General features: G+C 72.7%; 20 protein-coding genes. 7 read left to right on the forward strand and 13 right to left on the reverse strand.

The window, feature by feature from the left end; genetic code table 11:
• The first annotated feature begins 50 nt into the window (after positions 1-50).
• Positions 51-773 carry a DsbA family oxidoreductase gene (locus tag LL648_RS15920; RefSeq protein WP_232663326.1) on the forward strand — a complete coding sequence of 241 codons (723 nt, stop codon included), beginning with the start codon at positions 51-53 and terminating at the stop codon, positions 771-773.
• Between the two features lie 97 nt (positions 774-870).
• Here the strand turns inward: LL648_RS15920 and LL648_RS15925 are convergent, their stop codons facing one another.
• From LL648_RS15925 to LL648_RS15935, 3 genes are read right to left on the reverse strand one after another with little or no spacing between them, the layout of a single operon-like run.
• On the reverse strand, positions 871-1,371 hold the full coding sequence (locus LL648_RS15925; RefSeq protein WP_232663327.1) for a hypothetical protein: 501 nt from the start codon (positions 1,369-1,371) through the stop codon (positions 871-873).
• 15 nt (positions 1,372-1,386) lie between these two features.
• Entirely contained in the window at positions 1,387-3,075 is a 1,689-nt protein-coding gene (gene ilvD / locus LL648_RS15930; RefSeq protein ID WP_232663328.1) for a dihydroxy-acid dehydratase, read from the reverse strand.
• A complete protein-coding gene (locus tag LL648_RS15935; protein WP_232663329.1) occupies positions 3,072-4,406 on the reverse strand; it encodes an MFS transporter in 1,335 nt (444 codons plus the stop codon). The genes ilvD and LL648_RS15935 overlap by 4 nt, the downstream gene beginning before the upstream one ends.
• Before the next feature lie 204 nt (positions 4,407-4,610).
• On the opposite strand from LL648_RS15935, the gene LL648_RS15940 reads away from it, so the two are divergent.
• The 5 genes from LL648_RS15940 to LL648_RS15960 all read left to right on the forward strand — a co-directional run bounded on the left by LL648_RS15940 (position 4,611) and on the right by LL648_RS15960 (position 12,729).
• Positions 4,611-5,693, forward strand: a complete 1,083-nt coding sequence (locus tag LL648_RS15940; RefSeq protein ID WP_232663330.1) for a M48 family metallopeptidase — start codon at positions 4,611-4,613, stop codon at positions 5,691-5,693.
• Between the two features lie 218 nt (positions 5,694-5,911).
• Positions 5,912-6,775, forward strand: coding sequence for an amidohydrolase family protein (locus tag LL648_RS15945; protein WP_232663331.1), 864 nt, complete (start codon positions 5,912-5,914; stop codon positions 6,773-6,775).
• Between the two features lies 1 nt (position 6,776).
• Entirely contained in the window at positions 6,777-7,934 is a 1,158-nt protein-coding gene (locus LL648_RS15950) for an MSMEG_0568 family radical SAM protein (protein WP_232663332.1), read from the forward strand.
• Positions 7,935-8,026: 92 nt separating this feature from the next.
• Complete coding sequence (locus LL648_RS15955) at positions 8,027-9,442, forward strand: DUF1116 domain-containing protein (protein ID WP_232663333.1); 1,416 nt, start codon at positions 8,027-8,029, stop codon at positions 9,440-9,442.
• A gap of 92 nt (positions 9,443-9,534) precedes the next feature.
• Positions 9,535-12,729, forward strand: a complete 3,195-nt coding sequence (locus LL648_RS15960; protein ID WP_232663334.1) for an ATP-binding protein — start codon at positions 9,535-9,537, stop codon at positions 12,727-12,729.
• Between the two features lie 82 nt (positions 12,730-12,811).
• Here the strand turns inward: LL648_RS15960 and LL648_RS15965 are convergent, their stop codons facing one another.
• From LL648_RS15965 to LL648_RS16005, 9 genes are all read right to left on the reverse strand, one after another.
• Positions 12,812-13,357, reverse strand: coding sequence for a hypothetical protein (locus LL648_RS15965; RefSeq protein ID WP_232663335.1), 546 nt, complete (start codon positions 13,355-13,357; stop codon positions 12,812-12,814).
• Between the two features lie 10 nt (positions 13,358-13,367).
• The gene (locus LL648_RS15970) at positions 13,368-13,637 is read right to left on the reverse strand and encodes a hypothetical protein (protein ID WP_232663336.1); all 270 of its coding nucleotides are present in this window, start codon (positions 13,635-13,637) and stop codon (positions 13,368-13,370) included.
• A 5-nt stretch (positions 13,638-13,642) separates the two neighbouring features.
• Positions 13,643-14,989 carry an FAD-dependent oxidoreductase gene (locus LL648_RS15975; RefSeq protein WP_232663337.1) on the reverse strand — a complete coding sequence of 449 codons (1,347 nt, stop codon included), beginning with the start codon at positions 14,987-14,989 and terminating at the stop codon, positions 13,643-13,645.
• Between the two features lie 66 nt (positions 14,990-15,055).
• Positions 15,056-16,549, reverse strand: a complete 1,494-nt coding sequence (locus LL648_RS15980) for an argininosuccinate lyase (RefSeq protein WP_232663338.1) — start codon at positions 16,547-16,549, stop codon at positions 15,056-15,058.
• Positions 16,546-17,598: a 1-aminocyclopropane-1-carboxylate deaminase/D-cysteine desulfhydrase gene (locus tag LL648_RS15985; protein WP_374112052.1), complete on the reverse strand. Its 1,053-nt coding sequence runs from the start codon at positions 17,596-17,598 to the stop codon at positions 16,546-16,548. The genes LL648_RS15980 and LL648_RS15985 overlap by 4 nt, the downstream gene beginning before the upstream one ends.
• Positions 17,595-18,926, reverse strand: a complete 1,332-nt coding sequence (locus tag LL648_RS15990; RefSeq protein WP_232663340.1) for a class-II fumarase/aspartase family protein — start codon at positions 18,924-18,926, stop codon at positions 17,595-17,597. The genes LL648_RS15985 and LL648_RS15990 overlap by 4 nt, the downstream gene beginning before the upstream one ends.
• Positions 18,911-19,816 carry a DUF7714 family protein gene (locus tag LL648_RS15995; protein ID WP_232663341.1) on the reverse strand — a complete coding sequence of 302 codons (906 nt, stop codon included), beginning with the start codon at positions 19,814-19,816 and terminating at the stop codon, positions 18,911-18,913. Before LL648_RS15995 ends, LL648_RS15990 begins: the two co-directional genes overlap by 16 nt.
• The gene (locus tag LL648_RS16000; RefSeq protein WP_232663342.1) at positions 19,813-20,589 is read right to left on the reverse strand and encodes a phosphosulfolactate synthase; all 777 of its coding nucleotides are present in this window, start codon (positions 20,587-20,589) and stop codon (positions 19,813-19,815) included. The genes LL648_RS15995 and LL648_RS16000 overlap by 4 nt, the downstream gene beginning before the upstream one ends.
• A gap of 25 nt (positions 20,590-20,614) precedes the next feature.
• Positions 20,615-20,830: a hypothetical protein gene (locus tag LL648_RS16005; RefSeq protein WP_232663343.1), complete on the reverse strand. Its 216-nt coding sequence runs from the start codon at positions 20,828-20,830 to the stop codon at positions 20,615-20,617.
• A gap of 257 nt (positions 20,831-21,087) precedes the next feature.
• On the opposite strand from LL648_RS16005, the gene LL648_RS16010 reads away from it, so the two are divergent.
• On the forward strand, positions 21,088-21,489 hold the full coding sequence (locus LL648_RS16010; protein WP_232663344.1) for an OsmC family protein: 402 nt from the start codon (positions 21,088-21,090) through the stop codon (positions 21,487-21,489).
• Positions 21,490-21,660: 171 nt separating this feature from the next.
• Here the strand turns inward: LL648_RS16010 and LL648_RS16015 are convergent, their stop codons facing one another.
• On the reverse strand, positions 21,661-22,782 hold the full coding sequence (locus tag LL648_RS16015; protein WP_232663345.1) for an MSMEG_0565 family glycosyltransferase: 1,122 nt from the start codon (positions 22,780-22,782) through the stop codon (positions 21,661-21,663).
• Between the last annotated feature and the right edge of the window lie 3 nt (positions 22,783-22,785).

Genomic DNA, 22,785 nt, shown 5'->3' on the forward strand with positions numbered 1-22,785 from the left:
CGCGCCACGCTACGGGAACAGACCACCGACACCGCTGGTTGAACGCTCACATGAAGGTGGAGATCTGGTCCGACGTCGTCTGCCCGTGGTGCGCGATCGGGAAGCGCCGGTTCGAGTCGGCGCTGGCGCAGTTCCCGCACCGCGACGACGTCGACGTGCGGTGGCGCAGCTTCGAGCTCGACCCGACCGCGCCGCGGGAACGCACCGGTGATCTCGCCGAGCACCTCTCGTCGAAGTACGGCGTCTCGCTCGAGCAGGCCACCACCATGAACCGGCAGATGACCGAACGGGCCGCGGAGGACGGCTGGGACTTCCACTTCGAGCACGCCAAGCCCGGCAACACGTTCGACGCGCACCGGCTGCTGCACCTCGCCGCCGACCGCGGCACCCAGGACGCCGTGAAGGAGCGGCTCTTCGCCGCCTACCTCGAAGAGGGCGAGCGCATCGGCGAGCCGGAGACGCTCGTCCGGATCGCCGCAGCCGCCGGCCTCGACGAGTCGGAGGCCCGAGAGGTGCTCTCCGGCGACCGGTACGCCGACGAGGTCAGGGCCGACGAGCGGCAGGCCCGCGCATACGGCATCAACGGTGTGCCGTTCTTCGTGATCGACGAGAAGTACGGCGTGAGCGGCGCCCAACCCGCCGACGCCCTCCTGGAGGTGCTGGAGACGGCCTGGCGCGAGGCGAACCCGCTGCAGGTGCTCACCCCGGCGGTCGGCGCCAAGGGCGATGGAACGGGCGGCGAGGCCTGCGCGGACGGCAGCTGCGCGATCTGACCCGAACTTCCCCACCGTTTTGGGTGGATGCGCGCCGAAAACGCGCGCATGTGCCCAAAACGGTGGGGAAGTTGGGGCTGCTTCAGTGTGGATTGCTTCAGTGTGGGGCGGGCGCTCCGACCAGGTTCCCCAGCCACGCGACGTCGCCGTCGCCGTAGGTCGCGACGACCCCGGCGAGCAGCCACACCAGCGACGGCAGGAAGTCGCCGCGCAGCGCCTTGCGGTAGCCCATGATCTCCGGCGCGCGGGTCTCGTCGAGCAGCACGGCCGACGTGTAGCGGGCACGTGCGGCGTAGCGGTGGCCCAGCGTGCCGTCCACCCAGGCGAGCACACGCTCGACCCGGTCGTCCTCGTCGATCAGCTGCTCGCGCACGACGCTGAGCCAGCGGACGAGGATCAGCGTCACCATGAGCTCGGTGGTGCGCCCCTCCTCGTCGGTGCGCACCTGCAGACCCAGCTCGAGCAGCCGCTCGACCCGGGCGCGCCCGGGTTCGGGCGACGACTCGGCAACGGTCTCCCCGACGGCGGCGATCAACCGCTCCGCGAGCATCGCGGCGGCGGCCATCTCGGCCGGTACCCGGGTGGTCCCGCGTGACATGCCGGGAAGGATAGGTCAGCCGCAGACGGCCCCTTGCGCCGCGGAGCCCACGAGCTTGGCGTACTTGCCGAGCACCCCGGTGCGCAAGGTCGGCGCGGGCGGTGACCAGCCCTCCCGGCGCGCCGCCAGCTCGGCCTCGTCGACCAGCAGATCGAGCGTGCGTGCATCCATGTCCAGCACGATCGGGTCGCCGTCGCGGACGAACGCGATGGGCCCGCCGTCGACGGCCTCCGGTGCGACGTGCCCGACGCACAGCCCGGTGGTGGCGCCGGAGAACCGGCCGTCGGTGAGCAGCAGCACCTCCTTGCCGAGCCCGGCGCCCTTGATCGCGCCGGTGACGGCGAGCATCTCGCGCATCCCCGGCCCACCCTTCGGCCCCTCGTACCGGATCACGACGACATCGCCGCTGCTCAGCGTGCCGTTCGAAACGGCGTCCATGGCGCCCTGCTCGCCGTCGAACACCCGCGCGGTGCCCTCGAACCGCGCGGAGTCGAACCCGGCGCTCTTGACGACCGCGCCGTCGGGCGCGAGCGACCCGCGCAGGATCGTCAGGCCGCCGGTGGGGTGGATCGGGTTGTCCAGCGCGCGCAGGATCTCCCCGTCGAGGTCGGGCGGGTCGATCGCGGCGAGGTTCTCCGCGACCGTCGAACCGGTGACGGTCAGCGCGTCGCCGTGCAGCAGCCCCGCCTCCAGCAGGGCCTTCATGACGACCGGGACGCCGCCGACGCGGTCGACCGTCGACATGACGTGCGCCCCGAACGGCTTCACGTCGGCGAGGTGCGGCACACGGTCGCCGATGCGGTTGAAGTCGTCGAGCTCCAGCGGCACGCCCGCCTCCCACGCGATGGCGAGCAGGTGCAGCACCGCGTTCGTCGAGCCGCCGAACGCCATGACCACGGCGATCGCGTTCTCGAACGCCTCGCGCGTCAGGATCTGCCGGGCGGTGATGCCCTTGTCCAGCATCCCGACGACGGCCTCGCCGGACGCGCGCGCGATGCCGTCGCGGCGCCGGTCGACCGCGGGCGGGCTCGCCGAGCCGGGCAGCGCCATGCCGAGGGCCTCCGCGGCCGACGCCATCGTGTTGGCCGTGTACATGCCGCCGCAGGCGCCCTCGCCGGGGCAGATCGCCCGCTCGATGGCGTCGACCTCCTCGCGTGTGATCAGCCCGCGGGCGCACGCGCCGACCGCCTCGAACGCGTCGGCGATCGTCACCTCCCGCTCCCCCACGTAGCCCGGCATGATCGAGCCGGCGTAGAGGAACACGGCGGCGAGGTCGAGCCGGGCCGCGGCCATCAGCATGCCGGGCAGGCTCTTGTCGCAGCCGGCGAGCAGCACCGTGCCGTCGAGCCGCTCCGCCTGCACGACGGTCTCGACGGAGTCGGCGATGACCTCCCTGCTGACCAGCGACCAGTGCATCCCGACGTGCCCCATCGAGATGCCGTCGGAGACCGAGATCGTGCCGAACTCCATCGGGAACCCGCCGGCCCGGTGCACGCCCTCCTTCGCGGCGATCCCCAGCCGCTGCAGCGACAGGTTGCACGGGGTGATCTCGTTCCAGCTCGACGCGATGCCGATCTGCGGTTTGCGGAAGTCCTCGTCACGCATCCCGACGGCGCGCAGCATCCCGCGCGCGGCCGCCCGCTCCAGCCCGTCGGTGACCTCGTGGCTGCGTGGCTTCAGAGTGCGTGGCTCCAGACTGCTCATGAATCCGAGACGGTAACCCCTTCTCGCACTTCACGCCTGCGCGCCACGAGCATCACCGCGACACCGGCCATCACCAGCATCGCGGCGACGACGAAGAAGCCGGCCGTGTGCGTGCCGGTGCCGTCCTTCAACGCCCCGATCAGCGCGGGGCCCGCGAAGCCGCCGAGGTTGCCGAACGAGTTGATCAACGCGATGCCCGCCGCGGCGCCGAAGCCGGTGAGGAACACGCTGGGCAGCGTCCAGAACACCGGGATGGACCCCCAGATGCCGGCCGCGCAGATCGACATCGCCGCGATCATCAGGAACGGCGATCCGAGGAACAGCGCGACGGCCACCGCCGCAGCGCCGACGAACACCGGGATCGCGACGTGCAGCCGCCGCTCGCCGGTGCGGTCGGAGTGCCGCGAGTTGAGGATCATGAACAGCGCGGCGACGGCGTACGGGATGGCCGTGATCAGGCCCACCTGGATGATCGAGTACTCCGTCCCGAACTGCTTGCCCATGTCCTTGATCACCGTCGGCAGGAAGAACTGGAAGACGTAGCTGCCGAAGACGATGCCGAAGTAGACGAGCGCCAGCCCGAGCACCCGCGGGTCGGCGAGGCCGGCGCGGATGCCCGTCTCGTGCTGCACCTGCGCGGAGTCCTCCGCGGCGATCCGCGCCTCCAGGGCCTGCTGCTCCGCCGGCGCGAGCCACGCGGCTTTGCTGGGCCGGTCGGCCAGCAGGACCAGCACCAGTACGCCGACCAGCACCGACGGGATGCCCTCGACGAAGAACATGAACCGCCAGCCGGCGTCGAAGCCCCACGCGCCGTCGCCGTTGGCGATCAGCAGCGTCGAGATCGGGCCGCCGATCACGGACGAGACCGGCACGGCGACGAAGAACAGCGCGACCATCTTCGCGCGCGTCACCCGCGGGAACCAGTACGTCAGGTACAGGATGATGCCCGGGAAGAAGCCGGCCTCGGCGATCCCGAGCAGGATCCGCATGACGTAGAACCAGGCCTCGTTCTGCACGAACGCCATGCCGGAGGCGATGATCCCCCACGTGATCATGATCCGGGCGATCCAGACCCTGGCTCCGACCTTGTGCAGGATGATGTTGCTCGGCACCTCGAAGAAGAAGTAGGCGACGAAGAACAGCCCGGCGCCGAGCCCGTACGCGGCCGCGGAGAGCCCGAGGTCGGCGTTCATGGTCAGCTGGGCGAAGCTGACGTTCGTGCGGTCTATGTAGTTGAGCAGGTAACACAGTCCGAGGAACGGCACGAGCCGCCACATCGCGCGGCGCACGGCTCCCGCAACCAGAACGTCCTCGGTCTTCGCGTCCGCCATGTGCTCCCCCTCGAGCTGGTGAAGGTACATCCCTACCTGCACGGCCAGGCTGTAACAAGACCAACTTCTCATCGGTTCGCGAGATACGCACAAATCGGACTGTGAAGTCGTGAAATGGGCCGTGACCCGCGTCACACCTTCCCAACGAGCGGGTCGGCAACGACGTCGTCACCACCGAAGCGATCACGAGGTGGGGGGACGAAGATGACCGAGGCGACACCTGTGCCACGACCGTCGACGCGCGTGCGGTTCCCGGGCATCAGCCCGCGCGCGTACGAGCACCCGGCCGACCGGGGCGCGCTCGCCGCGCTGCGCGCGCTGCCGGGGATCGGCGCGGTGCTCAAGACCGTCGCGGGGATGTGGAGCGAGCGGGCCGAGCGGCTGCTGGTGCTCGCATCCGCGGTGCGGGTGGGCCCGAAGCAGTACCCGCGGCTCGACGAGCTGCGCAACGACTGCGTCGCGACGCTCGACCTGGACACGACACCGGAGATGTTCGTCGTCCGCTCACCCCTGACCAACGCCTACACCATCGGCATCGACCGCCCGTTCATCGTGCTCACCACGGGACTGGTCGAGTCGCTCGACGACGAGGGCCTGCGGTTCGTCATCGGCCACGAGGTCGGGCACGTCCTGTCCGAGCACGCCGTCCTGCGGACGCTGCTCTACCGGCTGATCCGGCTGCAGGCCGCCGTCACCGGGATCCCGATCGGCTCGCTCGGGCTGCGCGCCGTCATCGCGGCGCTGATGGAGTGGTTCCGCAAGGCCGAGCTGACCTGCGACCGCGCCGGGCTGCTCTGCAGCCAGGACCCGGCGGCCGCGCTGCGCGTCGCGATCTTCATGGCGGGCGGACCCTGCGGCAACGGCCTCGACATCCCGACGTTCCTCGAGCAGGCGAAGGAGTACGAGGAGGTCGACGACATCCGCGACAGCATCCTCAAGCTGCTCAGCGTCGAGGAGATGAGCCACCCGTTCGCCGTCGTCCGCGCGGCGCAGCTGCAGCGCTGGGCCGCCTCGGAGGAGTACCGGGCAATCCTCGCCGGCACCTACCAGCGCCGCGCCGACGACGCCCCGGCCGCGACCATGATGGACGACTTCCGCTCCGCCGCCCGCTCCTACCGCGACTCCTTCTCCGCCTCGACCGACCCGCTCGTCACCGTCCTCAACGACGTCGGCACCACCGTCGCCGATGCCGCCGGCTCGATCTTCGACCGGTTCCGGGGCAACGGGGGCAACGGGGGCGGCAACGCGAACGGCGGCGACAAGAAGGGCGACGGCGCCGACAGCTAGGACCAAGCGCGCCGGCGCTCCCGGGGAGGGCAGGAAAGCCACTTTCAGGCCCTGTGAGGGCAGGAAAGTGGCTTTCCTGCCCTCGCGTGCGGAACGCACGCATCCCGGCCCTCGGCCGCCCCGCCGGTGTGATCGGGACGGGTTGCTTGGCCCACTTCCGTTCGGTTACCTTCACTATAGGAGACGGACGTCTACTATTAGCCGTGAAGGGGAGCCTCGTGGCAGCCACCGAGAAGGTCCGGGGTCGCGTCGTCGACGCGCACAGCCACATCGGGACGATGGACGCGTGGGCGTTCTACAACCTGAAGGAGCCCGTCAAACCCACGGTCTACGAGTTCGCCGGCGCAAAGGACTACCTCGGCCACCTGGACGGCGTCGGCGTCGAGCGCGGGCTCGTCCTGCCCAACTACGGCATCCCCGTGCAAGGCCAGGCGTTCTCGCTGAACGATCTTGTGCTCGACGCCGTCACCAGCCAGGACAGGCTGGTCGGCGGGCTGTGGGTGTCGATCCTCCCGCAGAACAAGGAGCTGACGCTCGCCGCGCTGCAGCACGCGGGTGAGCGCGGGATCGTCGCCCTGAAGACGACGTTCCTGCTGGGCGGCAACCCCGACCCGAACACGTGGGACGACGACACCCGCGAGCTCGCCGAGGCGTGCTTCGCCGCGGCCGAGGAGCACGACCTCGTCTTCCACTTCCACACCAGCGCCGGCGGGGCGTCCGACATCAACAACTTCGTGCCACTGGTCGAGAAGTACGGCAAGCGGGTCAAGATCTACCTCGTCCACTTCGGCGGCGGGGTGAGCGGCCACATCAAGCTCGTCCCGCAGTTCCTCGACTGGGTCGAGCAGGGGTTCAAGGTCTACTGCGACACCACGTGGACGATCGGGTTCGGCGCGCGCTGGCTGATGACCGAGATCGAGAAGCGCGGCGTCGGCGAGGACCGTGTGCTGTTCGCCTCCGACGAGCCCTGGAGCGACTTCTGGGGCGAGTACTGGAAGATCAACGGCGCGCCCGTGAGCGACGAGCTCAAACAGCGGATCCTCTACCGCAACTACGAGCAGCTCTACGGCGAGAAGGCCTGACATGACGGAACTGCTCAGCCGTCCGGCCGGGACCGGCGCGATCGCCGCGCTGATCATGGATCTGCAGAGCCTCGGCCTGCGGATCGAGACCCGGCTGGAAACCTCCCGCACCGGCGGGGCCGGTCCGACCGACTCGGGGATGCTGTGGATCGAGGGCGTCCCGGTGACGGTGCCGCCCAGCACCACGTCCCCGTACTCGCTGCGGGCCGAGGACGGCGGGCAGGGCATCTACCGCGACGGCGTCAAGCTCGCCTCCGTCGGCGGGACGGCCCGTCCCCGCTTCTACGACCTCACCACGGCCGACGGGATCCCGTACCACCAGATCGCGCTGCTGCACCTCGACTCGCTCGCCTCGACCGTCGTGCAGGCGTGCAACTACTGGGGCAACTCCGACCAGTGCGGCTTCTGCGGCATCGGCATCTCGCTCGCGGCGGGCGCGACGATCGCGCGCAAGACACCGGAGATGCTCGCCGAGGTGGCCGTCGCGGCGAAGGAGCTCGACGGCGCCGTCGACGCGACGCTGACCACCGGCTCGTCGGTGGCGCCCGACCGGGGCGCGCTGTACGTCGCGAAGTGCGGGCAGGCGGTGAAGGAGGCCGCGGGCCTGCCGGTCGAGGTGCAGTTCGAGCCGCCGCGCCAGCTCTCGACGATCGACGAGGTGCACGGGATGGGGGTCGACGCCGTCGGCATCCACATCGAGTCGTTCGACCCGGCCGTGCTCGCGCGGGTGGCGCCCGGCAAGTTCCGCACCGGCATCGAGACGTACTTCCGGACCTGGGAGTACGCGGTCGAGCGGTTCGGGGAGGGCCGGGTCTCGACCTACGTGATCCTGGGCATGGGCGAGGACCCCGAGGTGACGATCGCCGGCTGCAAGCGGGCCGTCGACATGGGCGTCTACCCGTTCGTCGTGCCACTGCGGCCTGTCGCGGGCTCGCTCATGGCGGACGTCCCGGCACCGTCGCGGGAGTACACCGAGCCGATCTACCGCAAGGTCGCGGGCTTCCTGGCCGACCGCGGGCTGGGCGCCGACACGGCGGTCGCGGGCTGCGCCCGCTGCCAGGCCTGCTCGTCGCTCAACCTGGTGCAGCGCGAGACCGGCCGGCCCCCCGGCGGTCGCCCGGAGCTGCCGCTGCTGCAGATCGCCCGCCGCCCCGCCTGACAACTTCCCCACCGTTTTGCCTACTTGCACACCCAAAAGGGCGTGCAGGTCGGCAAAACGGTGGGGAACTTCCCACGACACGGAGGTTCCCGATGGCGCGGTCCGCGCTCACCGACGACGTCGAGGTGGTCAACGTCGGGCTGCCGATGTTCGCCGACGCGGTCCGCGCGCAGGGCCGCCCGGTCCGGCACGTCGACTGGCGCATCCCCGCCGACGGCGACCTCGACGCCGTGCGCGCGCTGACCGTCCTGCACGGCGACTCCGCCGCGGCGGTCGACGAGGCCAACGCCGAGGTGGTCCGCCGTCTCGACCAGGGCGTCCCGACGCTGGTCGGTGTGGTGCCTGCGGGCACCGTCGTGCCGGGTCTGCACGAGCGCATGATCCTGCACAGCGGGCCGCCGCTGCCCTACGCCGAGCACTGCGACCCGCTGCGCCGCTCGATGCGCGCCGCCGTCGTCGCCGAGGACTGGGCGCCCGACGTCGAGGAAGCGGAGCGGCTGCTGGCCGCCGACGACGTCCTGATCGACGCCGCCAACCACCACGACACCGTCGTCCCGATGGCCACCGCGATCGGCCCGTCGCAGCCCGTGCTGGTCGTGGAGAACCGCGAGGGCGGCACGCGCGCGTTCTCCCCGGTCAACCAGGGCCCCGGCGACGTCGCGTGGTTCGGCCGCGACACCGGCGCCGCGATCGCAAGGCTGCGGCTGCTCGCGGAGACCGTCGGGCCCGCGATCGGCCGGATCCTCGACAGCGCCGGCGGCCTCGACGTGCTGGCGCTCGCCGCGCAGGGCATCGCGATGGGCGACGACCTGCACATGCGCACCCAGAGCGCCACCAACCTGCTCGCCCGCACCTGGCTGCCGCACATCGCGGCCCTGCCGGACGACCAGCGGGTGCCGTTCGCGGAGTACCTCGCCGGCAACCACCTGTTCTTCCTCAACGTCGCCATGGCCGCCGCGAAGTCGCTGCAGCTGTGGGCGGAGCAGGTGCCGGGGTCGAGCATCGTGACGACGATGTCCCGCAACGGCACGACGTTCGGGATCAAGCTCGCCGGCTCGCCCGAGTGGTTCATCACCGAGGCGCCCCCGGTCGGCGAGGCGCTGTACTACTCGGGCCACGGCCCGGAGACGAGCGCGCGCGACATCGGCGACAGCGCGGTGCTGGAGCTGACCGGCATGGGCGGGCCCGCGGCGGGCGGCTCGCCCGCCGTGGCCGCGTTCCTCGGCGGCACGATGGCCGACGCCGCCGCGGCGACCGAGGGGTTCGCCGCCATCACCGCCGGCACCAGCACCCGGTTCACGCTCCCGCCGATGGGCTTCCGCGGCACCCCGCTCGGGGTCGACGTGCGCAAGGTCGTCGAGCTGGGCATCACGCCGAAGGTGACCACCGGGATCCTGCACGTCGACGCCGGCACCGGGCAGGTCGGGGCGGGGGTCGCGACGGCGCCGCTCGCGTGCTTCACGGCCGCGTTGCATGATCTCGCGGGAAGGCAGGCTCGTACACTATAGTCACCGAGCATGCTGCATGGTGACCACCTGGCCTGCGGCTGTCCGATCGCGGAATCGCTGGCCAGCGGCCCGTCCACAGGTAGAATCCGACCATGAGCCCAGCCCCTGTGCGGCTGAGGCTGCTGGGCCCTTTCACCGTCAGCGGAGATCTCACGGCACCGGTGCCGACCGGAAAGGCCCAACGGCTGCTGGCCGTTCTCGCGGCAAGGCGCGGCGAGCTCGTTCCCGTCAGCGCCATCGTCGACGCGCTGTGGGACACCAGCGCCCCCGACCGCGCCGACCGCAACATCGCCGCGCTCATATCCCGGATCCGGCGGGTGCTCGGCAAGGACCGCATCGAGGGCACCGCGGCCGCCTACCGGCTCGTCCCCGGCGTCGACGTCGACCTGCTCGAGGCCACCGAGCTGGTGCAGACCGCGGAGGACGAGCTGCGTCACGACCGGTTCGCGCTCGCCTCCACCAGCGCCGAGCAGGCCACGAAGCTGCTCGACGCCGACGTCGCCATGGCCGGTGAGCACGAGGACCCGTGGGTGCTGGCGCTGCGCGGCGACGTCGCGGCGCTGCTGCGCAGGGCCCGGATCTGCTGGAGCGCCGCCGCCGTCGAGCTGGGCAGCTTCGACGTGGCCGTCGAAGTCGCGGGCAGTGCGCTGCGCGCCGACCCATTCGACGAGGAGGCGTGCCGCACCGTCATGCTCGCCCACCAGCAGAGCGGGCGGTCCGGCTCGGCGCTGATGGTCTACCGATCGTTGCGGGTCGCGATGTCCGAGCAGCTGGGCACCGATCCCTCACCGGCGACGCAGGCGCTGTTCCTCTCGATCCTGCGCTCGGAGAGCCCGGCCGGTGCCGGGCACGCGGGCCGGATCGGGCCGACCGGCGACGCCCGCGCCGGCTCCCCGCTGATCGGCCGCAACACCGAGCTCGCCCACCTCGACACGCTCTGGGCGGCGGCCACCACCGGCCGGCCGTTGCTCGCCGTCGTCACCGGCGAGGCCGGGATCGGGAAGAGCGCGCTGGTCGGCACGTTCGCGGCCGGGCCGCGGCGCACCGGGGCCGCGGTGCTGACCGTCGGCTGCTTCGAGGCCGAACGATCGCTCTACCTGCAGCCGCTGGTCGAGGCCGTGCGCGCGGTGGTGAACCGGCTCGACGCGGCCGAGGTGCGCGAGCTCGCCGGCACCCGCCTCGGCACGCTCGCCGCGCTGCTGCCCGAGCTCACCGACATCGTCGGGCCCGTCCCGTACGAGCGGGCCGGGCGCGAGCTGGAGCACCGCCGCAGCCTCGACGCGCTGGTCGGCTTCTTCGACCGCCTCAGCAGCCGCCAGCCGTTGCTGCTGGTGGTGGAGGACGCCCAGCACGCCGGCCAGTCGACGATCGAGGCGCTGCACCTGCTGGTCGGGCACTGGACGGGCAGCCGCGCGATGGTCGTCGTCACCGAGCGCACGTCGGAGGACGAGCCGGTGACGGCCGCGCTGCGCGGGATGGCCGAGCACATCGACCTCGGCCCGCTCTCCGAGGCCGACACCACCCTGCTCGTGCGCCGCTCCGGGCTGGCGTACGACCCCGCGCAGCTCTACCGCTGGACGGGCGGCTCGCCGCTGTTCCTCACCGAGCTGCTGCGCCACCCGTCGCGGCTGCGGTCGAGCGGCGCGCTCGCCGTCCCGACCTCACTGCAGGAGGCGGTCGCCGCGCGCATCTCGCACGCCGGGGAGGAGACCGCGCTGCTGCTCGCGCTGGGCGCGGTGCTGGGTGTGACGTTCGCGCTCGACGAGGTCGCCGCGCTGGGCGGCCTCGACGTCGAGCAGTCGGCGCGGACGGCGGGCCGGGCGTTGCGGGCGGGGCTGCTGGTGGCCCAGGGCGACCAATTCCGGTTCTCCAACGACATCGTGCGCGAGGTCGCCTACGCGTCGGCGCCGAAGCCGGTGCGGGTCAGCCGGCACCGGCGGGCCGCGCGGCTGCTGGAGGCCCGGCCGGAGGCGGCAGCACGGCACCTCGCCGCGGCAGGCGACGGTGACGCGGCAGCGCGGGCGTGGATGGTCGCGGCGCACGCGGCGCACCTCACGTTCGCGAACGTCGAGTCGGGGCAGCTGCTCGACCAGGCCGTCGGCGCCGCCGCAACACCCGAGGTGAGCGCGCAGGCGCTGGTCCGGCGCGGGCAGGCGCGCTGCGACCTGGGCCGGTACGACGACGCCCGCGCCGACCACGTCGCCGCGCTGGACATCGCACGCGAGCTCGGCGACCAGGAGCTCGAGGCGCGCGTGCTGGAGCAGCTCGGCTGGACCGCCCTCTACGCGCGCGACGCGATGAGCGCCGTCGACCTCGCCGAGCGGGCCACGGAGCTGGCGGCGTCCGCGGCGGCGGCGCCCGGCGCCCTGCCCAGTGCCGCGCTGCTACTGGGCCGCGTCCGGCACTGGGACGGCGACTACGCCGGCGCGGACGCCGCGTACGAGCAGGTGCTCGCGGGCGCCGGCGCGGCCGATCCCGGCGAGACGACGACGGCGCTCGCGCTCGCGTACCGGGGCGCGTTGCTGCAGCACCAGGACCGGTTCGCGGAGGCGAAGGCCACGCTCTCGCGGGCCGCTGTGCTCTGCCGGCGCACCGGGCAGTTCCGACCGCTGCTGCAGACGTTGTTCTTCACCGCGCTCGCCCGCGGCGACACCGGCGACCTCGCCGGCGCGCTGAAGGCGCTCACCTACGCGCGCAAGCTGATCGACGCCGACAACGTCTCCTTCTACCGCGCCGGCATCGAGACCACGACGTCGTGGCTGTGGCAGGAGCTGGGACAGGTCGAGCGGGCGCGCGAGCACGCCGAGGCCGCCGTCGAGCTGGCCCACCGCGGCGGCGGGGCGCTGGAGCTGGAGCAGGAGCTGCACGCGCTGCTCGCCGTCGCCGACTGCGACCTGCTGCTCGGGCGCCCCGACGACGCCGCCGCGGCGGTCGAGGCGGCCGCGCCGATGCTGGAGCGCTCGCTGCCGTTCCGCCCGCGCGCGGCGATGCGGTTGATGGAGATGCGGGCCCGCTGGGAGCCCGAGCAGTCCGAGGCGCTTCTGGTGCAGGCCCGCACGTTCTCCTCGACCAAGTACGAGGCGCTGGCGCTGCACGGGCTCGGGCACATCGAGGAGGCCGCGCGGATCGCCGCGTCCACCGGTTCCGACCTGCTCGTCGGGCAGCTGGGCAACGTCGAGGAGCGCAAGGCGGCGACCGACCGGATCGCCCGCTCCCTGCCGCCTGCGCTGCGCGCCGGCTTCGTCCGCACGGGCCGCCTCTGCCTCCCCACGGTCCGCACCCGCTGAACACGCGTCCAAGGTCCCCACCGTTTTGCCAACCTGCACGGCCTTTCGGGTGTGCAGGTTGGCAAAACGGTGGGGAAGTTCGTCAGGCGTCCTGGACCTCGTGGACGGCGGCGAGCCAGGTGGCGCGGTCGGTGAAGGTGCGGGCCCCGCCCGGGACGACGAGCAGGCCGTACGGCTCGTCGCGCGCCCAGGGGTCGACGGTCGCCTCGACGACCACGCCGGTGTCGACGTGCTGGACGACCCGGCGGCCCTCCGACAGCTCGGCGGGATCGGACGGGCCTTCCAGCACCGCCCACACCGTCCCGTCACGGCGAGCCAGGCGCATCGCTTCCTCGCGCCGCCGCGAAGAGGCGTCGGCGGCGAGCTCGCGGTCGCGCATCCCGCAGGCGACGGCCACGAGCAGGTCGACCGGGATCGGGACCCCGCGCGGGCACGCCGCAGCGAGCAGCTCGTTCGGCGCCGCTTCCAGCTCGACCAGCTCGTCGGGCCCCGCACCGCGCCGGCGCAGCTCGCAGAGCACGGCCTGCACGGCCGCGATCCCCCGCCGGTACGCGCCCGCGTCGGTGAGCAGCGTCGGGTAGAGCCGGTCCTCCGCGGCGCGCCAGCGCGCCCTCGCCACCATGATCACGTCGGCCTCCTCATACGGCGGGACCCTGCGTCCGCGGCGGCGGTGCCCAGCTCTTGCGGTGGCTGCCGGGCATCGAGCGCATGATCCGGCTGCGCACCTGCCACGGCAGCACCGCGTAGAGCGGCGCGAACACCCGCCGCCAGAACAGCTCCTTGAGCCCCTTGGGCGGCAGCGGCGCCGGCGACCCGTTGCGCTTCGCGAGCCGCTCGTGCGCCGCGACCAGCAGGTAGTGCTCGGAGTTGCTGCGCAGCCACCCGAAGAAGCCCTTCGGCTCGGACACGTGCCTCAGCCCTTCGCGGCGGCGGCGACGCCGTTGGTCGCCGCGACGACGATCGGTTCGTTGAGCGCCCCGATGGCGGGCGAGTACACGTTCTCCATGGTCGAGAGATCGTGCATGGTCATGCCGAAGCGGATGGCCTGCGCGAGGAAGTCGGCCCGCTCCTTGATCCCCTCACCGCCACCGACCATCTGCGCGCCGATCAGCCGCAGCGTCCCCGGCTCCGCGAGCAGCTTGACCTTCACCTTCTTGACGCCCGGGTAGTACCGCGCCCGGGAGATCCCCTCCGCGACGCCGAGCACGTAGGGGATCCCGAGCGCGGTGGCGGTGGTCTCGCCGAACGACGCCCCGCCGATCACCCACTTGCCCGCCGGCGTGCCCCACGGCACGTACACCGCGCGGTAGGCCCGGTCGCCGCCGCCCGCGTTCGTCCCCGCCGCCTTGCCCTGCGCGTAGGCGTGCGAACCGGTGAGCCCCTGCAGCGGCGTGCGGGTGAGCCCGTGCGGGATCTCGCAGACGTCGCCGGCCGCCCACACGTTCGGCGCGGAGGTCTTCATGTGGTCGTCGACGATGATCCCGCCGGTCGAGCCGAGCTTCAGCCCGGCAGCGGTGGCGAGCCGGTTGTTCGGCGTCTTGTGCGTCGCCACGACGACCAGCTCGGCAGCGATGTCGCCGTCGGATGTGGAAACCCCGCGGACCTGGCCGTTCCCGTCGTCGAGGAACGCCTTCAGCGTCGTGTTGAAGTGCAGGTGGACGCCCATCTCGCGCCACGACTCCTGCACCGGCTCCATGATGTCGGCGTCGGCCATCGTCGCCAGCGCGTACGGGTTGGGGTCGATCAGGTGGGTCTCGACGCCGCGGTGCGCGAGCGCGGTGACCATCTCCAGCGCGAGCGGGCTTGCCTCCACGACGACGGCGCGCTTCGTCTCGGCGATGACCTTGTCCCACTCCATCGCCTTGCGGATGTTCTTGACGTAGTACAGCCCGCCCAGCTCGCTGCCGGGCACACCTGGATCGGCGTACTCGAAGCCGGTCGCGATGATCAGGTTGTCGTAGGTGATCACGCCCTCGCCGCCGACGGTGACCGTGCGGCCGTCGGTGTCGATCGACGTCACCTCGGTCTCGTAGTGCACGTCGATGCCGGCGTCGACGTAGGCCTGCTTGCCGGCCAGGAAGAGCCGTTCGAAGTCGGGGATCTCGCCGCCGTGCACGTAAGGGATGCCGCACGGGCTGTAGGCGACGTCCTCGAACTGCGTGTAGACGACCACCTCGGCCGACGGGTCGGCAGCCTTGACCCCGCCTGCGGAGCCGAGGCCGGCCGCTCCCCCTCCGATGATCACTGTCTTGCGGGGCACGGGCAGCCTCCACGCTCGTCGCGTACACTATCCGACACGCATTTTTACCATACGCGGATCGCTGAGTCAGCCTGCCGACGAGCGCGCCGTTGCCAGCAGCGCCTGCTCGGCGCGGTCGAACGCGGCTACCTTCGTGCCGGCCCGCTCCTGCAGCTCCGCGACGATCCCGCGCAGCTGGGCGGTCATGCCGTGCAGCGCGGCCGGGGCGGCGCCGCCCTCGGCCGTGCGGGAGAGCACGATCCGCCACGGGTCGAGCACCTCGGAGAGATCGACCCCGGCCAACCCCCACGACGTGCCGACGTGCGCGAGCGCCGCCTCGTCGATCATGGCGCCGGTGATCTCGGCGCCGGGGACGCCCGCGCGCGCCGCCGCTCGCACGGTGTTGCCGACCACGACGTACGCCGTCCGGTAGTCGACTCCGAGCCGCTCCACGAGGTGCTCGGCGAGATCGGTCGCCTGCGTGTAGCCGCGGTCCAGCTCCTCGCGCATCCGGACCGGGTTGACCCGCAGCGTGCGCACCACCCCCGTCATGAGCCGGGTGATCGTCAGCGCCAGCTCGAGCGCCCGCGGTACCTCGCCGTAGGCGAAGATCAGGTTGTCGCTGCGGGCCGACGGGCTCTTCGTCACGGCGAGGAAGCCGGTGAGGCGCCCGATCAGCACCCCGGACGCGCCGCGCACGATGGCCAGCGCGTACGGGTTGCGCTTGTTGGGCATGAGGATCGACGAGCGGGTGAAGGAGTCGTCGAGGTCGACGAAGTCGAACTCGCTCGACGAGAAGATCTCCAGGTCCTCCGCGAGCTTCGACATGTTGGAGAGCAGGCTCGCCGCCGTCGCCAGGATGTGCACGAGCCCGTCGACCTGCCACATCGCGTCCCGTGTGTGCGGGATGACCCCGTCGAAACCCAACGCGGCCGCGATCGGATCGCGGTCCTCCAGCAGGCGCGTGCCGTTGACGCAACCCGCGCCGCCGGGGCTGCAGTCGACCCAGTCGAGCTCGTCGAGCAGCCGCCGCCCGTCGCGCACCGCGGGGTAGGCGAAGGAGAGCAGGTAGTGCCCGAACGTCGAGGGTTGCGCCTGCTGCAAGTAGGTCTGGTCGGGCAGGAGGGTCTCGGCGTGCTCGCCGGCGCGCGCTGCGGTCTCGGCGGCGAAGCGCGCGGTCTCGGCGACCAGATCGGCGAGCTGGCGGCGCAGGTGCAGCCGCAGCGCCACCCGCGCGGCCTCGCGGCGGGGACGACCGGCGTGCAGCCAGCCGGCGACATCGCCGATGCGGGAGACGAAGTAGCGCTCGCGCGAGTTGTACGGCTCGCCGTTGGCCGGGTCGTACGGGAAGTCGTCCGCAGCGACCTCACTGACCTCCAGCAGGAGCGCGAGCAGCTCCTTGCGCGCCTCGTCGGGGACGATGCGGCGGCGGCCGAGGTCGAGCACGTGCGCGATGTCGGCGAGGTTGAGGCCGTGGTGCAGGAAGCTCGCGTCGGCGTTCTCCAGCGCGAAGCCGGATTCGATCAGCTCGGCGGCCGGGCCGCCCTGCGGGAAGCCCTCGGGGCGGGTGCGGCGGGTCACGGTGCGCCTTTCGTGATCGATCCGATGGCGGGGAGCACGGCGCCGGTGTGCCAGTAGAGGACCGGGCCGTTGCCCAGCCGTTCGGCTGCGGCGGCGAACGCCTCCGCCCCGTAGGTCTCGTCGAGCAGCAGGCCCTCGGCGTGCAGCGCGAGCCGGGCCCGCTCGCGCTCGTGCGGGGTGGCCGAGCCGAAGCCGGGACCGCGGGCGTCGACGATCTCCGGGACCAGCGGTGGCGGGCCGCCCAGCAGCTCGGCGCACTCTCGCGCGAGTTGCCGGACCCGCGCGGCGATCGCGGCGGGCGGGCGGCTGACGGAGACCCCGAGCACCGGCACGTCCAGCCCGGCGGCTGGCAGCCCGGCCAGCAGGCCCGCGAGACTGCCACCCGACCCGACGGGCAGCACGATCAGCGCGGGCGGCTCGTCGAGTTGGGCCGCGAGCTGGCCCGCCAGCTCCGCGGCCGCCATGGCGAACCCGACCGCGCCCAGCGCCGTCGAGCCGCCTCGCGGGACGGCGAACGGGCGACGTCCGGCAGCGCGCAGCGCCGCCGCCCGCTCCTCGACGAGCCGGTCGACGGCCTCGCGGTCGGTGTCGCCGGTGGGGACGAGCGTTGCGCCCGCGGCGGCGGCCAGCACCAGATTGGGCGCACCGGCCGGATCACCCCAGACCACCAGCTCGCACTCCAGCCCGGCCGCGCGCGCCGCCATCGCCGCCGCGGGGCAGAAGTTGGAGCCGGGCCCGCCGCCCGTCACGAACACGTCCGCGCCGTGGTCGAGCGCGGCGCCGACGAGGAACTCCAGCGGCCGCACCTTGTTGCCGGCGACACCGAAGCCGATCAGGTCGTCCCGCTTGAGCAGCAGCGGGCCGGCGCCCAGCGCCGCTTCGAGGCGGCGTGCCCGGTGCAACGGGGTGGGCAGCAGCGCCAGCGGGAACCTCGGGAGCCCCGCGGGCGCGGGGAGGGCAGGAAAGCCACTTTCCGGCCCTGTGGGGGCCTGAACGTGGCTTTCCTGCCCTCCCCCAGCCGCGCCCGTGGCTGGACCCGTCCCGCTCACGGCGTGCGACCGGCTCTGGCGAGGACCTCGTCGACCATCGCCGCCGCGGCGGCGACCGCGGGTCCCGACGCCCAGCCGCGGACCTCCGCCGCCGTGGCCAGGCCGCGGGCGTCCAGCGCGACGGCCGGGTCGGCGCCCTCCTCGCGCAGCACCTCGTGCATCACCTGCTGCGCGCGGTGCTTCCCGATCCGTTCCGACAGCCGGGCGAGCACCCGTTCCGAGGAGAGGCCGGCGCCGAACCGCTCGACGGTCGCCGCCATCGCCTCCGGGTACACCTCCAGCCCTTCGACGAGACCACGGCCCAGCCGCAGCGCCGCGCCGGTGAGCTGGCAGACCTCCGGCAGCGCGACCCACTCCGCCTTCCACGGGCGCCCGTCCCGCTCGTGGCCGGCGACCAGCCCCTCGACCAGCACCGCTGCCGACGAGCGGGCGAGCCGCGCGAGCGTGTCGAGGTGCTCGGCGCTCTCCGGGTTGCGCTTGTGCGGCATCGTGATCGAGCTGACCGCCCCGGCGGGCGCAGGCTCGGCCAGCTCGCCGATCTCGGGGCGGGCCAGCTCGTACACCTCCGAGCCGATCCGGCCGAGCGTGCCGCACACCATCGCCAGCACCGAGCCGAACTCCGCCACCCGGTCGCGCGAGGTGAGCCACGAGATCCCCGGGTCGGCGAGCCCCAGCTCGGCGCAGAAGCGCGCCCGCAATGCAGGGCCGTCCGCGCCGAAGAACGCCAGCGCCCCGACGGCACCGGCAAGCTGCCCGGTCGCCCACCGCGGCGCACCTTCGGCCAGCCGGTCGAGGTGCCGACCCGCCTCGTCGGCCCAGGTCGCGACCTTGAAGCCGAACGTGATCGGCGCGCCGGGCTGCCCGTGCGTCCGCCCGACCATGACGGTGTCGCGGTGCTTCGCGGCGAGGTCCAGCAGCCTTTCCCGGATCGCGCCCAGCTCGCGCGCCGCGTGCGCGCCGACGTCGCGCATCACGAGGCCGAACCAGGTGTCGGTGACGTCCTGCACGGTCGCGCCGACGTAGACGTGCTCGCGGACCTCCTCGGGCAGCACCTGCTGCAGCCCGCGGATCAGCCCGAGCGTCGAGTGCGCGGTGCGGCGGGTCTCGGCGGCGACGAAGTCGAGGTCCAGCGCGTCGGCGCGGGCCCGTTCCGTGATCGCCCGGGCGGCTGCCTCGGGGACGATGCCGAGCGCCGCCTGCGCCCTGGCGAGCGCGGCGAGCACGTCGAGCCAGGTCTGGAGCATCGCGCGTTCCTCGAACACCGCGTCGAGTTCCGGGGTGCCCCACAGGTGCCCGTACAGCGCCGACGAGCTCAGCCGGGTGCCCACGCCGGCTCCTCCTGCGCGGCGAGGCGGGTCAGGGCCTCGCGGACGTGGTCGAGCGAGGAACCCCACGGCACCGCGACCCAGCCGGCGCCGGCCTCGACGTGCTCCTCCTGCAGGCAGCACTTCGTGAGCAGCCGCTCCCCCGGCGCCGGCGGGCGGCGCTTGGGGCAGAAGTCGACGGTCGGGGCGTCGGCGCCGTAGAAGTGGCGGTGGATCTGCTGCGAGCGCGTGCAGCCGAGCAGCGTCCACGCGGCGCGGGGCGGGTGCTCGTCGAGGTAGGACACCTGCGCGCCGGGCACCTCGCCACCGGAGCCGCGGCACGGCAGCAGGTAGTGCTCGCTCGGGCGCTCGGCAGCCAGCGCGGCGAGGTCGGTCAGCTCGCCCACCAGCTCGATCGGCGGCAGGTCGTCGGCGACCGCGAGCACGCGGCGGGCCTGGTCGAGCAGCTTCGCGGGCTCCGGCGGCACCACCTCGCGGACGACGACCCGCAGCGGCGCCGGCTCCACGATCACGTTGACGTGCGCGTACCGGCCCTGCACCGCGACGGCCCGCTTCCCCGGCGCGCGGTCGAGCGCGGCCCTGGCCAGCTCCGACGGGATCGCCGTGTCGACCTCGGGAGCGACGACGTACTCGCACTCGGCCGGGCCGGCGAGCAGCTCGACCCTGGTGATCGCCGAGAACAAAGCCGTCTCCGAGGCCCGCTCGACGTGCAGCAACGCGGTCTCGCCGCCGGAGCGGGCCACCACGAACCGGGTGCGCCGGTACGCCTCGCGTCCCAGGAAGTGCTCCTTCAGCCCGACCTCGTCGAGCGGGACCTCGGGCGGGAGCGCCGCGACCGAAACCCCGCGGTAGCGGTTCGGGACGAAGTTCCGGCCGGTGCGCGGCCCGGTCACGCCAGGCCTTCACGCTCGCGGCGGTCGACGGCTGCGGTGTCCGAGCGCAACCCGAGCCGGAGCGTCTCGACCGACAGGACGTCGCCGAGCGCAACGTTGCCCAGGTTGACCGAAGGGCCGAAGCGCCGGATGAACCACGCCTGCTGCCCCGCCTGGGGCGCCTCGAACACAACCCGCTCGACGCCGACCGCCGCAGCCACCGCCTCCACGACGTCCGGCCGTACCCGGCCCGACGCGTCGAACGTCCCGACCGTGCCACTCTGCCGGCCCTCCGTCACCACCAGGCTCGCCCCGGCCTCCAGATCGGCCCGGCACTCCGCCGGCCAGTGCCGGGCGGCCAGCTGCTCCCCCGGCGCCTTCGTCCCGACCTCGGCGAGCACGGTGAAGTCGGCCGCGGCTCGCCGGATCAGCTCGTGCTTGTCCCGCAAGCCCATCGCGACCGTCCCCCGCGAGACCTCGACGTGCGTGAAGCCGACCTCCCGCGCCCACTCGAGGCACTGCTCGGCCCGGTCCTGCGCCCACGCGATCTCCAGCAACGTGCCGCCGAGGCAGGACGCGATGTCGTTCGCGGCGAGCAGCTGCAGCTTCGAGACCAGCGTCGGGTCGACGTACGCGGTGCCCCACCCGACCTTCCAGATGTCGACGTGCGCCGCCACCGAGTCGAGGACGTCCGCCGTCGCGAGCCGGCCGGCGCCGGGGTCGATGACGTGCGTCAGCCCGGCGCGGCGCGGCTTCGCCTCGCGGTCGGGCAGGTCGAGGAACGCTGGCTTCACGACGTCTACTATCCGATACGTGCGTTCAGTCGCGGACGAGCGTCATGACCCTCGCCATGGCGGGCCGTGGCGGTTCGGGGGCTATCTCGATCGCGCGCCCGACGATGTCCAGCGCGAGGCTGAACACGCGCTCCGCGCGGTCCCGGTCGGCCCAGTCGTGCGCGTCGGCGAACGTCGCCCACGCGGACGGGCCGAGCACGGGATGGTCGCTGTAGTCGAGCTCGTGCCACGTCACCGCCATCTCGAGGAGCGCAAGCACTTCCTCGCCGTCGACGTCGACGCGCAGGAGCCGATCATGATGAGCTGCATGCGTGGGACCGGTGGGACAGGTTCGGCAACACGACGTACGGACATGAGCTGCGGTCATCGCGACTCCCCGGGCGCGGAGGTGCTCTTGTGCGGAGCACCGTCCCGCATCCCGGTTGCACAGCTGTTGCACCACGTGACGCCACGATGACGTTGCGCAGATGACATATCGCCGAATAGGGAGCACCGACGATGGCCACCGAACGCAGTGTGCAGGCCAGATGGGACGGTGGCCTGCGGGCCGTCGTCACCGCGGGCGAGTTCGAGCTCATCGTCGACGAGCCCACGAGCGTCGCCGGCGGCACCGGCAAGGGCCCGCAGCCCACCGAGGTGTTCCTGGCCTCGATCGCCTCGTGCTTCACGATCTCGATGGCGTTCATGGCGGCGAAGCGCGGCATCGAGCTCTCCGGCCTGAACGTCGAAGCCACCGGCACCTACGACGGGCCCCGGTTCTCCGCGGTCCGCGTCGCCGTCACGACGACCACCCCGCAAGGTGAGGACCTCCGCAAGCTCATGGCCGCGGCGGAGCGGGTCTGCTACGTCACCCGCACCCTCACCACGCAACCGGAGATCACCTTCACCACCGAGCAGTGAGCCGCCACGTAGAAGGTCCCCACCGTTTTGCCAACCTGCAGACCCCAGGAGGCGTGCAGGTTGGCAAAACGGTGGGCAAGTCCGGGTGGCACCGCCGCAATCTCCCCACCGTTTTGGGTGGATGCGCGCCGATTCGGCGCGCATGTGCCCAAAACGGTGGGGAAGTTGGCGTCACAGGCCGGCGTAGATCTCCTCGTGCCGCCGGGCACTCGCATCCCAGGTGAACCGCGGCACCGTCGCCGCGCCGCCCGCCACCAACCGCGCGCGCAGTTCGGGCTCCTGCACGACCCGGCGCATCGCCTCCGCCAGCGCGGCGGGGTCGGCGACGGTGGGCAGCAGGGCGTTCTCACCGTCGACGAGGTACTCGCCGAACACCGGCAGGTCGGACGCGACGACGGGCAGGCCCGCGCCCATCGCCTCCAGCACGACGAGCCCCCAGCCCTCCTTCACCGACGGGAAGGAGAGGGCGTCCGCGGCGTGGTACCAGCCGGCGAGCTCGGTGTCGTCGACGGTGCCGAGCAGCACGACGTCCGTGCCCAGCGTCAGGCCGAGCCCCGGCAGCGAGCCGAGCGCGGCGTCCCGGTAGGCGGTGTAGTCCTGGTAGGAGTGCCCGCCGACGACGGCGAGCAGCACCGGGAGGCCTTCGGCACGCAGCCGCGACAGCGCCCGGAACGCGTGCACGCTGCCCTTGCGCGGCTCCACGCCGCCCACGGCGAGGAACAGGAACATGTTGTTCGCGCCGATCTTCGAGCGCAGCCGCGCGATCTCGGCGGGCGGCGGTTCGGGGAACCGGCCGGGGTCCACCCCGTTGGGCACCACCCGCGCGGTCCGGCCGTACTCCGTGCGCAGGATCTCCCGCCACTGCTCGCTCACCACGAGCACCTCGTCGGGCTCGACGATCGCCGCGCGCTGGCACTCCACGAGCGCTCGGGTGGTGAAGTCGTCGACGTGGTGCACGGTCCGCACGACGATCACGCCGGCCCCGGCGTCCCGCACCCGCGCGGCGGCGCGCGCGGCGATGCAGTCCTGGGTGTGCAGGACGTCGAACTCTCCCGCCATCCCGACCAATCCCGACGCGAGCGTGTCGATGGAAAGGAACACCCGCTCGTCGAGCGTCGTCCCGGCCTTCGTCGGGCCGGGCAGGACGGTGTGCGGCACGCGGGTCGGCCGGAACAGCCCCTCCGCCGGGTCCCCGAGCGCGAGCAGGTGGACGTCGACGCCCCGCGCGTGCAGCGCCTCCGCGAGGCTGAGCGTGTGCACCAACCCGCCCCGCGGCTTGGTCGAGTGCGACACCAG

This window comes from Pseudonocardia sp. TRM90224, assembly GCF_021245725.1.
Taxonomy (GTDB): Bacteria; Actinomycetota; Actinomycetes; order Mycobacteriales; family Pseudonocardiaceae; genus Pseudonocardia.

Coding starts and splice junctions, on each gene's coding strand:
- LL648_RS15925 (WP_232663327.1), bottom strand. CDS start 1,371: ATGTCACGCGGGACCACCCGGGTACCGGCCGAGATGGCCGCCGCCGCG.
- LL648_RS15935 (WP_232663329.1), bottom strand. CDS start 4,406: ATGGCGGACGCGAAGACCGAGGACGTTCTGGTTGCGGGAGCCGTGCGC.
- LL648_RS15955 (WP_232663333.1), top strand. CDS start 8,027: ATGGCGCGGTCCGCGCTCACCGACGACGTCGAGGTGGTCAACGTCGGG.
- LL648_RS15960 (WP_232663334.1), top strand. CDS start 9,535: ATGAGCCCAGCCCCTGTGCGGCTGAGGCTGCTGGGCCCTTTCACCGTC.
- LL648_RS16005 (WP_232663343.1), bottom strand. CDS start 20,830: ATGGCGGTGACGTGGCACGAGCTCGACTACAGCGACCATCCCGTGCTC.
- LL648_RS16010 (WP_232663344.1), top strand. CDS start 21,088: ATGGCCACCGAACGCAGTGTGCAGGCCAGATGGGACGGTGGCCTGCGG.
- ilvD (WP_232663328.1), bottom strand. CDS start 3,075: ATGAGCAGTCTGGAGCCACGCACTCTGAAGCCACGCAGCCACGAGGTC.
- LL648_RS15950 (WP_232663332.1), top strand. CDS start 6,777: ATGACGGAACTGCTCAGCCGTCCGGCCGGGACCGGCGCGATCGCCGCG.
- LL648_RS15940 (WP_232663330.1), top strand. CDS start 4,611: ATGACCGAGGCGACACCTGTGCCACGACCGTCGACGCGCGTGCGGTTC.
- LL648_RS15920 (WP_232663326.1), top strand. CDS start 51: ATGAAGGTGGAGATCTGGTCCGACGTCGTCTGCCCGTGGTGCGCGATC.